General features: G+C 70.8%; 12 protein-coding genes. 8 read left to right on the forward strand and 4 right to left on the reverse strand.

Features of this window, described 5'->3' with window-relative positions; all coding sequences use genetic code 11:
• Window positions 1-24 precede the first annotated feature (24 nt).
• Both AB0H64_RS34750 and AB0H64_RS34755 read right to left on the reverse strand, forming a co-directional pair.
• Entirely contained in the window at window positions 25-2,301 is a 2,277-nt protein-coding gene (locus AB0H64_RS34750; protein WP_357633290.1) for a peptidoglycan DD-metalloendopeptidase family protein, read from the reverse strand.
• A gap of 234 nt (window positions 2,302-2,535) precedes the next feature.
• Entirely contained in the window at window positions 2,536-3,534 is a 999-nt protein-coding gene (locus AB0H64_RS34755) for a helix-turn-helix domain-containing protein (RefSeq protein ID WP_357633124.1), read from the reverse strand.
• Between the two features lie 193 nt (window positions 3,535-3,727).
• Here AB0H64_RS34755 and AB0H64_RS34760 point away from each other — a divergent pair, with 193 nt between their 5' ends.
• Window positions 3,728-4,750 (forward strand): hypothetical protein, encoded by a 1,023-nt coding sequence (locus AB0H64_RS34760; RefSeq protein WP_357633127.1) that lies wholly within the window; start codon window positions 3,728-3,730, stop codon window positions 4,748-4,750.
• 18 nt (window positions 4,751-4,768) lie between these two features.
• Entirely contained in the window at window positions 4,769-5,107 is a 339-nt protein-coding gene (locus AB0H64_RS34765) for a hypothetical protein (protein ID WP_357633129.1), read from the forward strand.
• 167 nt (window positions 5,108-5,274) lie between these two features.
• Here the strand turns inward: AB0H64_RS34765 and AB0H64_RS34770 are convergent, their stop codons facing one another.
• Entirely contained in the window at window positions 5,275-6,585 is a 1,311-nt protein-coding gene (locus AB0H64_RS34770; protein ID WP_357633132.1) for an MFS transporter, read from the reverse strand.
• A 70-nt stretch (window positions 6,586-6,655) separates the two neighbouring features.
• Here AB0H64_RS34770 and AB0H64_RS34775 point away from each other — a divergent pair, with 70 nt between their 5' ends.
• From AB0H64_RS34775 to AB0H64_RS34800, 6 genes are all read left to right on the forward strand, one after another.
• Window positions 6,656-7,282, forward strand: a complete 627-nt coding sequence (locus tag AB0H64_RS34775; RefSeq protein ID WP_357633135.1) for a winged helix-turn-helix domain-containing protein — start codon at window positions 6,656-6,658, stop codon at window positions 7,280-7,282.
• Window positions 7,283-7,497: 215 nt separating this feature from the next.
• Window positions 7,498-8,451, forward strand: a complete 954-nt coding sequence (rpsB, locus tag AB0H64_RS34780; protein WP_357633138.1) for a 30S ribosomal protein S2 — start codon at window positions 7,498-7,500, stop codon at window positions 8,449-8,451.
• Between the two features lie 570 nt (window positions 8,452-9,021).
• Window positions 9,022-9,855: a translation elongation factor Ts gene (gene tsf, locus AB0H64_RS34785; protein ID WP_357633141.1), complete on the forward strand. Its 834-nt coding sequence runs from the start codon at window positions 9,022-9,024 to the stop codon at window positions 9,853-9,855.
• Between the two features lie 135 nt (window positions 9,856-9,990).
• Window positions 9,991-10,689 carry a UMP kinase gene (gene pyrH, locus AB0H64_RS34790; protein WP_217709034.1) on the forward strand — a complete coding sequence of 233 codons (699 nt, stop codon included), beginning with the start codon at window positions 9,991-9,993 and terminating at the stop codon, window positions 10,687-10,689.
• Window positions 10,690-10,731: 42 nt separating this feature from the next.
• On the forward strand, window positions 10,732-11,289 hold the full coding sequence (gene frr / locus AB0H64_RS34795; RefSeq protein WP_310710732.1) for a ribosome recycling factor: 558 nt from the start codon (window positions 10,732-10,734) through the stop codon (window positions 11,287-11,289).
• 60 nt (window positions 11,290-11,349) lie between these two features.
• Window positions 11,350-12,207, forward strand: coding sequence for a phosphatidate cytidylyltransferase (locus AB0H64_RS34800; protein ID WP_357633144.1), 858 nt, complete (start codon window positions 11,350-11,352; stop codon window positions 12,205-12,207).
• Here the strand turns inward: AB0H64_RS34800 and AB0H64_RS34805 are convergent.
• Complete coding sequence (locus AB0H64_RS34805) at window positions 12,187-13,209, reverse strand: suppressor of fused domain protein (protein ID WP_357633147.1); 1,023 nt, start codon at window positions 13,207-13,209, stop codon at window positions 12,187-12,189. The genes AB0H64_RS34800 and AB0H64_RS34805 overlap by 21 nt on opposite strands.
• Window positions 13,210-13,312 lie beyond the last annotated feature (103 nt).

Consider the following 13,312-nt stretch of genomic DNA (forward strand, 5'->3'; position numbering starts at 1 on the left):
GGGGCGAGCATCATCGCCGACGTGTCATGTCGTCATAGGGATGTGGGATCTGCGTCGATCGCCTCGCCGCCTCGCCGCCTCGCCGCCTCGCCGCCTCGCCGCCTCGCCTCCTCGCCTCCTCGCCTCCTCGCCTCCTCGCCTCCTCGCCTCCTCGCCTCCTCGCCTCCTCGCCTCCTCGCCTCCTCGCCTCCTCGCCGCCTCACGGTCTTGTCGTCTCGCTGCCTCGCCGTCTCGCCGTCCCGCCGCTCGCGGTGGGTGGGTGGCGGGCAGGTGGCGTGGGTGGTGTCGTGGTGTGTCGTCCTCACCTTCGTGCGGAGTTGTTCGCTTCCGCGCGTTGAGGCTTTCGATGAGCGCCTCGTGCCGGTCTCTGCCTTGGTTTCCTTGGGCGGCTTGGTTTGCGATGACGCAGCAGTACGACCAGGAGGATGCCGGCGAGGAGCGTGGCCGTGCCCAGGGCGCCTGCCGCGGGGGCTGCGGCGGCACCGTGCGGGAACCGTAGAGACCACACGGTGGAGGCGGAACTCGGCGTCTGAGGTGGGTTGTGTGGTGATGTGCACGGCATTGGGTTGTCCAGTGCGGTGAAGAGCATGCGGCGATGCCCGGGAATGAGCGGGGATGCGCCGGCCATGGCGCTGCCGGCTCGCCCACCGTCGGCGACCGCAGTGCTCCTCGCGTCTTCCGAGTCCTTCGCGTCTTCCGCGTCGTCCGTGCTCTCCGAGTCCTCCGGGGCCACAGCGCCCGGGACCACAGCGCCCGGGACCACAGCGCCCGGGACCACAGCGCCCGGGACCACAGCGCCCGGGACCACAGTGCCCGGGACCACAGTGCCCGGGACCACAGTGCCCGGGACCACAGTGCCCTGGACCACAGTGCCCTGGAGCACCTCAGGGGCGCTCTCAGCGGCGACGGTGTCGGTGTCGGTCTCTGCGTCGGGGCGGTGGGGGCGACTGGATCGGTGATGGCATGGGTGGCGGTGTGCGCCTCGGTGGGAGTGTGCTGGTGGTTCGCGGTGGTCGTTGTGCGTCTCTGCTCATGTTGCGCCAGGGTGATGAGCGGCTGAGACGCTGCTGCGGTGGTGGCGGGAGAGCGGGTTCTCGTCGGGGAACTGCTTTCCCGGCTGCTGTTCGGTGTGGTGGTGACGGCTTGCAGGGTGGCTGAGCCGCTTGTTTCGGGGTGAGTCGTGTCGTGCGGCCGGATTGGCCCAGGGGCGGTGGGGGGCGGCGGCGTCACATGGGGCGTGGCGAAGGCCGGGCTCATGGGCGGTCCTTCGTGCGTGTCCTCCCCTCTCATGTCGAGAGTCTCCGGGCGTCCTCCAGATCTCACGTCGAGAGTCTCCGGGCGTGCTCCGGAGGGGGCGTCGGGCGGGAACCGTACGTTCACCTCCGGTACGGGGTCCCAGAAGGGGAGCAGTCGAATGTGAGCCTGTCCCAGGAGGAGCAGGGGGTCCAGGTAGCGGGGCGGTCGTAGGAGGCCCCAGTGCAGGCACGACTCGTCGCAATGGTGGTTCGCCGAAGCCTCCACCGTGCCGATCGGATCCCCCGCGGAGACGTGCTGACCACGCCGGACCGAGGGCATGACGGGGAGGTACGTCGTCCGCAGGCCGCCGGGATGCTCGACGGACACGACACCTCGGCCTGCGAGACGGCCGGCGTAACGGACGGTGCCGGCGCCGGCGGCCAGGACAGGGGTCGCGGGTGGAGCGGCGAGGTCGATGCCGCGGTGGCCGGCCAGCCAGCGTTCGAGGGGCGGGGCGAAGTGGCGCACGATCCTCGGCCGGCCGTCCAGGGGCCAGCGCCAGACGGGCGGGGCGGCTGCCGCGGGTGACGCCGGGAGGAGCTGGACCAGGGCGAGAACGATGAGCAGGGCCAGGGTCATGGCCATCCGGCCGGAGATCGTGGTCGTGCCGGATATCGGGGACGGGCGCGTCGGGATGCCGCTGATTCGGGTCTGTGTGGGAGCGGAGTGAGCATGGGCGGGCCCGGTCGTGTGCTGGAGCGGTTCTTCGTGCTCCGGTGCTCCGGAGGCGCGCGAGATCTTGTACTGCCACTGGGGATGGCCGCTTGTGGGGATGGGCGTGGCGCGTGATCGTCGCGGGGGATCGGTGCTCCGGGTCTCATGTCGGCTGAGGGGGCGAAGGCGGCGAGGGTGGCTGAGGTGGCCTTCGCGGGGTGGCCGGCCATCGGGCTGCTTGGGATGTGTCTCAGTTTTGCGGTGCTGGGCGGCGGCAGCGGCGGCGGCCGTACTGCGTCCCTTCTGACGTGCGCTCTTGGACGGGGGATGCGGGGGAGGAGGTGTCGGCATGCCCGGCAGTTTGGCGGGGGCCCTGCACGGTTCGAGCTGGTGAACGTGGTTCTGTGGATGGCTGTGGGTTGTGCACAGGCGCGGTGCTGAGAGCACCGCTGCGCGCCGTGCCCATTCAGCGGCGCCAACAGTCGTTGGCTTGGTTAGGGCATCACGCTTGTGTGGATTCGTGGGCGGCTGGGGGCTCGCTGATCACCTCGTACAGGTGCCCGCCTGTTCGGCGCGGGTCGTGCGTCAGCGGGGATCGCCCGCGGTGCCCTCCAGCAGCGCCGTGCCGAGCGCGGTGAGCGTGTGCAGGACGGCGGTGCCGTCGCGGCGGGTCTCGATGAGCCCGGCCTCGCGCAGCACGGTGGTGTGGCGGCTGGCCGCTGCCGGTGAGATGCGCAGCATGCGGGCCAGCTGCGTGGTGGTGGCGCTGCGGTCGAGGGCGTGCAGCACAGCCGAGCGGTTGGCGCCCATGAGCGCGCCGAGATCTCCCCGGCGGGTCGCCGCCTGCCGCCAGCGGTGTCGCTGCTCGATGGGATAGATGAGGACGGGCGGCAGCTCGGGGTCGGCCAGAGTCAGCGGAGTGCGGTGGCAGAAGTAGGAGGGCACCAGCCGCAGCCCGCGCCCGCCGAGCACCAGGTCCTTGTCGACGATGTAGTCGGTCTGGAGAACGGGGGGTGTCCAGCGGACCAGCGGCCCCATCCCGGCGAACAGCCGATCGATTCCACCGCTGAGCATGCTCCGCGTGCGGCTGGCGAGATCGACGGCCACGGCGGCGGTGATCAGCGCGTGGAAGGGGGCCACGGCGGCCTCGTGGTAGTCGCGCAGCGCGGCCACCAGTCCTTTGAGCGTGCCGAGATCTCCCTCGGCGAGGGGCCGTGCCCAGCCGGGCAGGCTCTGGTGGCGGGCCAGGCGCCCCAGTTCGGTCGCCAGCCGCGTCCTGGGCGTGCCGAGCAGCGCCGCGAGTCCGCGTTCGAGGCCGAGCAGGCCCTCAGGGGGAGTGAGGAAGTCGGGGAAGTACGGCCCGGTCGGAACGAGAGAGTCGAGGAGGCGGGCGCCCTGCCGCATCCCGGCGGTCCTGGCGGGTTCGGCGTGCAGTTCCTCGAACCACGGGCGAAAGGTCAGCGGACGCACCCGGTCCCGGAACCGGAACCGCGTGAAGATCACCTCCCACAAGGGGTCCGGCCCATCGGCCAGGGTGACGCGCGCCAGGTCTTCCGCGGTGAAATGGATTCGTAAGGTGCCCATTCATTCCCCTCTGCCTCGGCTTTACACCCGGCACCCCACCACGACATACAGCACCAGTCAAGATGCTTTTATTGGTGTTTGTCGGGTTTTCGCTAGGGCGCAAAGGCTCTTTCTGGCTCTCGCGTTTATCGCCACCATCGGACATCAACGGCACCGGAAATCCGTTGTCCCGCGCCCGATGGAGGAAATGCCCGTGACATTGCCCCGTGTTCGCATCGCCCGACGTCTGGCCGCCGCCCTGGCTGCCGCGTCCGGGCTCGTCCTCACGCTGACCTGCACGCCCCCCGCCGCCGCGACCACCGCCGCTCCGGAGGAAACCGCCGGAACCGCCGGAACCACTGCCGTCCAGCGGCTGCCCGCGCAGAGCGCCGCGCCCATGGGGGCCAAGGCCGGCGCGGTGACGGCCAAGGCCCGCGGCGGCAAGGCCAGGCCCGCGGCCCCCAAGGGTGTGCCGCGGACGGACACGGCCCGCACTGCGGCCGCGCGCCCGTTCAAGGAGCTTCAGCTCAACCTGTGCAACAGCGGCTACGCGGGCTGCTACGCCGGCGGCCAGGCCGTCTTCGAAGGCGGCGACCTGATCTACTACCTCGCCCCCGACCTGGTGACGCTGAACGAGATCTGCTCCAACGACCTGCCCGACTACCTGCAACCCTCGCTGGCCGAGGCATGGCCGGACGACTGGACCTATTACATGTTCTACCCGGCCGTCAACCGGCAGACCGGCGGGCCGGTCACCTGCACGAACGGCGACAGTTTCGGCAACGCCGTGCTCGGCCGGGTTCCCGTGGCGCAGTGGCGGGGCGCCAACGGCTGGGTCGGTCAGTACGCGACCCAGGACTCCACCAACGAGATGCGCACCTTCGCCTGTGCCTACGCCATCGGCGACCACCTGTCCTGCGCCACCCACCTGAGCTCCTCCAGCGAGCCGGTCGCCCTGGCGCAGTGCCAGGCGCTGATGTTCAGCGTGGTGCCGTCCATCAGGTCGCAGGAGGGCGTGTCCGGCAAAACGGTGGTCGGCGGCGACTTCAACCTGGAATACGACACCTCCGATCCGGAGAACGCCCAGAACTGTGTGCCGTCCGGAAACATCCGCAAGGGCGACGGCGACGTGCAGCACGTCATCTTCACCAACGACTTCTCCTTCGTCGGCACCGACAAGTACGGGCTGACCTACACCGATCACGACGGTTTCCTGGTCAAGCTGACCAAGCCGTGACCCCCACCGGAGAAAGGCGTGACCACGATGAAGAACGGCAGGCTCCTGACGACGATCGCGGCCGCGGCGTTGTGCGCCGGCACGGTCCTGGCCTCTCCCGGTGCGGCTACGGCCGCCGACAGCCCGGCCGCGGCCGGAGCCCGGGTGGCGGCGCTGGGCTGCGGAGCCTATGAGGGGGCGGTGAAGAAGCAGATCATCTACTGGTACGCGCGGGTGTACAACGCCTGCGGCTCGTCGCGGCAGATGCGCGCGGTGGTCGACGGCTGGCCGGACGGACCGTGCGAGTGGGTGGGCGCCTACAGCCGGGCGGACCTGTACGCGGGGGTCTACGCGCCGAGCGGCACCGCCGACTGCTGACGCCCCAGGGCGGGCGAGGTCCCGTGTGCCGGGAGACCGGCCCGCGGGGCCTCATGGGCGGATCTCCCGGCACGCGGAGGGCCCGCGGCGCCTCACGGGGGCGGCCGTGGTCCCCACGCGTGGCGTGAGGTCCACGGCCTCCGCCGGCCCCCCGCCGGTCCGGGCGCTCATACAGGAGACCCGTCCAGGCCGGCCGTCGACGAGGTGGCGTCACGTGACGCGTGGGGGGCGTCGCGACGGCCCGGACGTAGGGGGGAGGCCCAGATCCACAGTGTGCTGAGGGCGATGCCCGCGGCCGAGATGAGGATGACGGCGCGAAGGCCCACCCACTCCGCCAGGAGGCCGCCCGTCAGTCCGCCCAGCGCCATGACGCCCTGGACCGCGAACGTCGTCGTGGCGTTGACGCGGCCCCGCAGCTCGGGCGTGGCCTCGTCGAGCATGACGGCGCCCATGCAGGTGGAGAACGCCACCACGATGCCGCCGGTGACCGTTCCGGATATGGCGAGCACCGCCAGCTTCCACCAGAGCGGGCCGCTCAGCAGGCCGACGATGAGGACCTCCACCGGGAAGAACAGCACGGACGCGAGCAGGACGCGGTTCGCGCCGTAGCGGCCGGCCAGGCGGGTCGTGACCCAGGCGCCGAGCAGGCCGCCGAGACCGCTGAAGGCGATGAGGGCCCCGATGAGGCCCTGGGGGATGCCCAGGGTGTCGACCATGTACAGCATGTGGACGGCCATGTAGGTCATCGCGAAGAAGTTGATCGTGACCCCCGCGCCGAGCAGGGCACGGAGCACGGGGTGGGTGGCGCTGACGCGGAGTCCCTCGACCACGTCACGCCACATGCCCCGTGACGGGGCGGGCTCGTGACGGTCCGGGATGCGGATGGAGCGCAGCAGCACGGCCGACGTCAGGAACGACAGGGTCTCGGCCAGTACGGCGAGCGGGGCCGTGAGGAGCTGGACGAGCAGCCCCGCGAGGCCGGGGCCGGCGACCGAGGCGACGGAGTAGGACGCCTGCAGGCCCGCCATCGCCTCGGTGCGCTGGTCCGGGGGGACGATGACGGCCAGGTGCGGGAAGTTCACGGCTCGGAACAGCACCGACGCGGTGCCCACGACGAGCGCGACGGCGATCAGCCAGATCACGTCCAGCGTTCCCAGCAGCCACGCCACCGGAACGGTCGACGCCGCCAGGCCCGCCACCAGCTCGCAGGCGATCATGACCGGGCGGTGCCGGGTGAGCCGGTCCGCGATCGCGCCCGTCTGGAGGCCGAACACCAGGGCGGGGACCGAGGCGGCGGCCGTGAGCAGGCCCATCTCGGCGGGAGACGCCGTGAGCAGCGTGACGGCGGTGAGGGGGATCGCCAGCTTGGACACTTCCGAGCCGGTGACCGAGACGGTCCGGGCGCCCCACAGTAAGCGGTAGTCACGCTGCTTCCGGAGGGGCGTCACAGCGGCGGAGGTGTGAAGGGAACGCTTCATATTGTGTGAAAGTAACGCTTCATAGTTCTGAAGGCAATGCTTCACATCGGGAGCCGGGTACCTTGTGCCCATGACGCGGGAGATGGAGAGCCTCAGCGATCCCAAGGCGATGCGGGCTCTGGCGCATCCGGCACGCCTGGCGATCCTCAACCGGCTCGGCGCCGGAGGCAGCGTCACGGCCACCGACGTCGCCGAGGGAGCGGGCATCACGCCCAGCGCGGCCAGCTATCACCTGCGCATGCTGGCCAAGTACGGGTTCGTGGAGGACGCGCCGCCCCGGGGGGACGGGAGGGAGCGCCTGTGGAAGGCGGTGGACAAATCCTTCGCCATCGGCCGGCTGCCCGACGACCGGCCGGAGGTGCGTGAGGCCAAGGACCTGCTGATCGAGGCGTTCCGCAAGGAGGCGGACCAGGAGGCGCGGCGGGCTCTGGCCAACCACGACCAGGAGCCGCAGGAGTGGCGCGACGCCACCACCTTCTCGCGCACCATTCTCCGGGTCGACGCCGCCGAGCTGGCCCGGCTGGGGCAGGAGATCCAGAAGCTCCTGCAGCCGTACGTCGCCCGCCACCGGCCGCCCGAGGCGGCGCCGGAGGGGGCCCGGGTCGCGGAGGCGCAGTTCAACCTGTTCCCGCATGTGCGGAGGCCGGCGCCGGGGCTCCCCACGGAGAACCACGACGCAGGTGGGACGACCGGTTGACCGGAGGCGGTCAGGCCGGGGCGGCGTGCAAGGTAGACTTTCCGGTGGCCTGTTACCACAGGCCGACTTCGCATGCCCCGTCACGGATCACACCATCGGTCCGGGCCTGGCCCGGCTGGCGTGATTCGGGGCATCAGGGCGGTGGCCGTTGGCCGCCGCGTCACAACCGAGAATCGCGCCCGCCTGCCGGGCGCCCTGACCTGGAGGACCAGCTGATGGCCCCCGTCGTCACCATGCGACAGCTGCTCGAAAGCGGCGTTCACTTCGGACACCAGACTCGCCGGTGGAACCCGAAGATGAAGCGCTTCATCTTCACCGAGCGCAACGGCATCTACATCATCGACCTGCAGAAGTCGCTGTCGTACATCGACCGCGCCTACGACTTCGTCAAGGAGACCGTCGCCCACGGCGGCACGATCCTGTTCATCGGCACCAAGAAGCAGGCTCAGGAGGCCATCTCCGAGCAGGCCGCCCGCGTCGGCATGCCGTACGTCAACCAGCGCTGGCTGGGTGGCATGCTCACCAACTTCTCCACCGTGCACAAGAGGCTCCAGCGCCTGAAGGAGCTGGAGGAGCTCGACTTCGACAACGTCGCGGGCTCGGGGCTCACCAAGAAGGAGCTCCTCATGCGCCGGCGTGAGAAGGACAAGCTGGAGCGCACGCTCGGCGGCATCCGGGACATGGGCCGCGTGCCCAGCGCCGTGTGGGTCGTCGACACCAAGAAGGAGCACATCGCGATCAGCGAGGCCAAGAAGCTTGGCATCCCTGTCGTCGCGATCCTCGACACCAACTGCGACCCCGACGAGGTCGACTACCCCATCCCCGGCAACGACGACGCGATCCGCGCCGTCGGCCTGCTGACCCGGGTCGTCGCCGACGGTGTCGCCGCCGGTCTGATGGCCCGCTCCGGCGCCGCCCGTGGTGACGAGAAGCCCGCCGCCGCCGAGCCGCTGGCCGAGTGGGAGCGCGAGCTCATCGAGCAGGGCACCGGCGAGGCCGCCGCGCCCGAGGCTGCCGCGACCGAGGCCGCTCCTGAGGCCGAGGCCGCCGCTCCGGCTGAGACCGCGCCCGAGGCTGAGGCCGCTCCTGAGGCTGAGGCCGCCGCGCCCGAGGCCGCTGCGACCGAGGCCGCCGCGCCCGAGGCCGGCGCCGAGCAGCCGCAGGCCTGACCGACCGAGTCGCCTGGCTCCCAGCCCGGCCGTCCGTACGGGGCGGCCGGGCCGAGCCGCCGGACGCCACTCCGGCCGGCATCGCACCGCCGGCCGCCGCCGCTCCGGCTGGACGTCTCTCGGGACGTCGCTCCGGTCAGGGACGAGGTCCCAGGACATCGCTCCGGTGAGGGGCGAGGCCCCGGGACGAGGTTCCGGGAGGTCGCTCAGGTCAGGGACGAGGCTCGGTGCATCGGTCGGGGCCGGGACGACGGTCCAGCGATGTGACGGCGGCCCGGGGCGCATCGTCCCGAGGCGACGCCGGCGCGACGCCGCCGCACCGCCGGGGGACACCCTCTCCCAGGAAGCGCCTCCGGGCGACGTGCCGGGAGAGAGTCCCTGAGGCGCCGCACCGGTCACCAGCACAAGGACGCGAAACCGGGCCCCCGCCCGGGTTAGCGCCCACCGGCTCGGGTTAGACACCGAGCAGGGCCAAGCTTCCACACGGCACGCGCCGGCCGTACCACCCCAGGGTGGGTGCCGGACCCGGCGCCCATCCGATCCACGACGAAATCCCACGAGGAAAAAGCAATGGCTTCCGTGAACATGGCCGACGTCAAGCGGCTTCGCGAGATCACCGCTGCCGGCATGATGGACTGCAAGAAGGCGCTGGAGGAGTCCGAGGGTGACTTCGACCGCGCCATCGAGCTGCTGCGCCTGAAGGGCGCCAAGGACGTCGGCAAGCGCGAGGCGCGCACCGCCTCCAACGGCCTGGTCGCCCTCAAGCAGGACGGCGACTCCGCCGCCGCGCTGCTCGAGCTCAACTGCGAGACCGACTTCGTCGCCAAGGGCGAGCGCTTCCAGGAGCTGGCCGCCCAGGTCGTCGACCACGTGCTGGCCACCAAGCCGGCCGACGTGGCCACCCTGCTCGAGTCCTCCTTCGGCGGCAAGACCGTCAAGGAGCACCTGGACGTGGCCAACGCCGCGCTGGGCGAGAAGATCGAGGTCCGCCGCTTCGCGGTGCTGGAGGGCGGCTACATCGGCGCCTACATGCACCGCACCGACCCGGCCCTGCCGCCGGCCGTCGGCGTGCTCGTGCAGCTCGACAAGCCGAACGCCGAGGTCGCCAAGGACATCGCCCAGCACGCCGCGGCGATGGCCCCGCAGTACCTGAGCCCCGCCTCCGTGCCCGCCGAGGTCGTCGAGAAGGAGCGCAAGCTCTTCGAGGAGATGACCCGCGAGGAGGGCAAGCCCGAGGCCGCCATCGGCAAGATCGTCGAGGGCCGCGTCAACGGCTGGTACAAGGACTTCACGCTGCTCCAGCAGGCGTTCGTCAAGGACAACAAGAAGAGCGTGGCGAAGTACGCCGAGGAGAACGGCGCCGAGGTGCTCTCGTTCGTCCGCTTCAAGGTCGGTCAGGCTTAGGCTTGAGCGAACCCTCAGCTCACCGAAACTTCTAAGAAGGAGGCCGCCGCCGTGCAGGACAATCAGGAGCCAGCCACGCCGGCGGCTTCCTCGCGTCCGGGTTCGTCCCAGAGCCCGCTGCGCTGGAAGCGGGTGATGCTGAAGCTGTCGGGTGAGGCGTTCGCCGGCGGTGACCCGCTGGGGATCGACCCGCTCGTGGTCGACCACCTGGCCGACTCGATCGCCGAGGCCGTCCGCGAGGGCGTGCAGGTCGCGGTCGTGGTCGGCGGTGGCAACATGTTCCGCGGGGCCGCCCTGTCGGAACAGGGCATCGACCGGGCCCGCGCCGACTACATGGGCATGCTGGGCACGGTCATCAACTGCCTGGCGTTGCAGGACTTCCTGGAACGGCGCGGCGTGGAGACGCGGGTGCAGACGGCCATCACCATGCAGCAGGTGGCCGAGCCGTTCCTGCCGCGCCGGGCGATCAGGCACCTGGAGAAGGGCCGCGTGGTGATCTTCGGGGCGGGGCTCGGCTCGCCGTTCTTCTCCACCGACACCGCCGCGTCGCAGCGCGCCCTGGAGATCGGCGCCGAGGCGCTGCTCAAGGGCACCCAGGTCGACGGCGTCTACGACTCCGACCCGCGCAAGAACCCGGACGCGGTGCGGTTCGACCACCTCGACTACGGCGAGGTGCTGATCCGGGACCTGCAGGTCATGGACGCGACCGCGATCAGCCTGTGCAAGGACAACGACCTCCCGATCGTGGTCTTCGATCTCATGGGTGAGGGCAACATCCTGCGAGCGGTCCGCGGTGAGAAAATCGGCACGCTGGTGAGTCCCGCAGGCAAGTGAGCGAGCGAGCCCGATCCGCCAGCTAGAAGACAGGGAGCCGCTGTGATCGACGAAACCCTCCTCGAAGCCGAGGAGAAGATGGACAAGGCCGTGTCGGTCGCGAAGGAGGACTTCGCGGCCATCCGCACGGGCCGTGTCACGCCCTCGATGTTCAACAAGATCAGTGCCGAGTACTACGGCTCGCCGACCCCGATCCAGCAGTTGGCCTCGTTCCACGTGCCCGAGGCCCGCATGGTCATCATCCAGCCCTACGACAAGGGCTCGATGGCCGCGATCGAGAAGGCGATCCGCGACTCCGACCTCGGCGTCAACCCGAGCAACGACGGCCAGCTGATCCGTGTGTCGTTCCCCGAGCTGTCGGAGGAGCGCCGCAAGGAGTACATCAAGGTGGCCCGTAACAAGGGCGAGCACGCCAAGGTGTCGGTGCGCAACATCCGTCGCTCCGCCAAGGAGACCCTTGACAAGATGATCAAGGATGGCGAGGCGGGCGAGGACGAGGTGCGGCGCGCCGAGAAGGAGCTCGACGACGTGACGCAGAAGCACGTCGCGAAGATCGACGAGCTGCTCAAGCACAAGGAAGCCGAGCTGCTCGAGGTCTGAGCGGCGCCCGCCGCACGGCCCTCGCCCGATGGCGGGGGCCGTGGCTTATGGAGAGTCTCTGTGGAAGAACGTACGGCTGGCGGCAGCCCGAGCGGCGGCGGCCGTACGGGACGCAACCTGCCCGCCGCGATCGCGGTGGGCGTGGGGCTGGGCGCGCTCGTCATCGCCTCCCTCTACACGGTCAAGGAGCTCTTCCTGGTCGTGGTCGTGGCGGCCGTGGGTGTCGGCGTGGTCGAGATGACACAGGCGTTCGCGTCCCGCGGCATCCGGGTGCCCGTCGTGCCGGTGCTGGTGTCGATGGCCGCCATGCAGGCCGGGGCGTACTGGGGCGGGCCGGTCTGGCTGCTCGGCGTGTTCGTGGTGTCGGTGTTCGTCCTGCTGATCTGGCGCATGTTCACGGGCGACGAGGGCGAGGGCGGGCGCACCGCCGGGTACGTCCGTGACGCGACGGGCTCCGTCTTCCTGCTCGTCTACCCGCCGCTGCTGGCGGGCTTCGTGGCGCTGCTGCTGGCGCCGGGCGACGGCCGCGACCGGGTGATCGTGTTCATCGCGGTGACCGTGGCCAGCGACATCGGCGGCTACGTCGCGGGTGTGCTGTTCGGCAAGCACCAGCTGACCGTCATCAGCCCGAAGAAGACCTGGGAGGGCCTGGCCGGGTCGGTGGTGGCCTGCACGGTGGTCGGGGCGTGGCTGGTGACCTGGCTGTTCGACGGGCGGCTCTGGCAGGGAGCGCTGATCGGCGCGCTGGCCGCGCTGCTGGCGACCGTGGGCGACCTGATCGAGTCGATGATCAAGCGGGATCTCGGCATCAAGGACCTCGGCACCATCCTGCCGGGCCACGGCGGCCTCATGGACCGGCTCGACTCGCTGGTGACCACGCTGGTGCCGGTGTGGCTGCTAATGACGGTGTTCTTCTAGCTCCTCGGCCGTGATGGGCGTGAGCCAGAGCCAGCGCACCGCCTCACCTCCGAACGTGAATCCCGACAAGTCGGGCATGTCGGGGGGATCGGCGAGCATGAGCACTCCCGCGTACCGCGGTCCCAGCGGGAACGTGGCCGGCTCGTGGTACCACTTCGCGGTGTGCCCGTGGCCGAGCCAGGTGACCGAGTGCCAGGGGTACTGCGCCAGCCAGACGAGCAGCAGCGCCGCCTCACGCGGGTCGTCGCGGGTGGCCACGGCCAGCTCGATCCGGGCGTACGCGTCGGGCTGGTCGATCCACTGCTCGACCGTGGGCATGCGCTGGCAGCTCATGCCGACCGTGGACAACACGCTGAACGGCCGGCCCTCGCGCGGCGGACGCTCGGTGATGCCGACGGTCGGCAGCCGGTCGCCGCTCGCGTCCCAGTAGCGCCCGGCCCGCCCCAGCACCGCGTCGATGTGGCCCATCGCGAACTGCTGGAACGACGGCCACGACCCCTCCGCGTGGCGCCACACCCAGTAGGAGCGGGCGTTGGAGATGCGCGGCGCCAGACCCTCCAGCGCCTCCGACAGCGCCCACGCGAACGGCGACTCGCCCACGGCGTCGCGCGCGTAGCCGGGCATGCCCCTGCTCATGTCGGCCCAGCCCGGGATGACGGCCAGCAGGTCGTCGTCCTCGTAGAGGGCCACGCCGTCCCCCTCCTCGAACCACAGGACGGTCAGCCTGCCGAGCGGGCCGCGCCCGGCGGGGTGCGTCGTGCCGGGCCTGGGCATCAGCGGCGGCCGGCCGGAGTTGACGCGGGCCAGGTCGACGACCGGTGGGGCGGCGCGGTGGTTGGCCAGCCACACCGCGCCGTGCACGGTGCCGTCGGGCGCGCGCAGGTAGGCCACCGAGGCGTCCTCGTCGCGCTCGACCACGAGCTCGCGGCTGCCGTACGGGTTGACGGCGGTGAGGACGACCTCGGCCCGCCCCTCGCCAGACGCCGACCGGAAAATCGTCATACGAGATGACTGTAGATCGGCGGAGGACCCCTGTGCGAGCGGTACCGCGACCGGGAGCTCCCCCCCCGGCGCACCGCGCCGGAACAGATGCCCCCGGAATGAC

Origin of the sequence: Nonomuraea sp. NPDC050733, assembly GCF_040654215.1 — a bacterium.
Taxonomy (GTDB): domain Bacteria; phylum Actinomycetota; class Actinomycetes; order Streptosporangiales; family Streptosporangiaceae; genus Nonomuraea.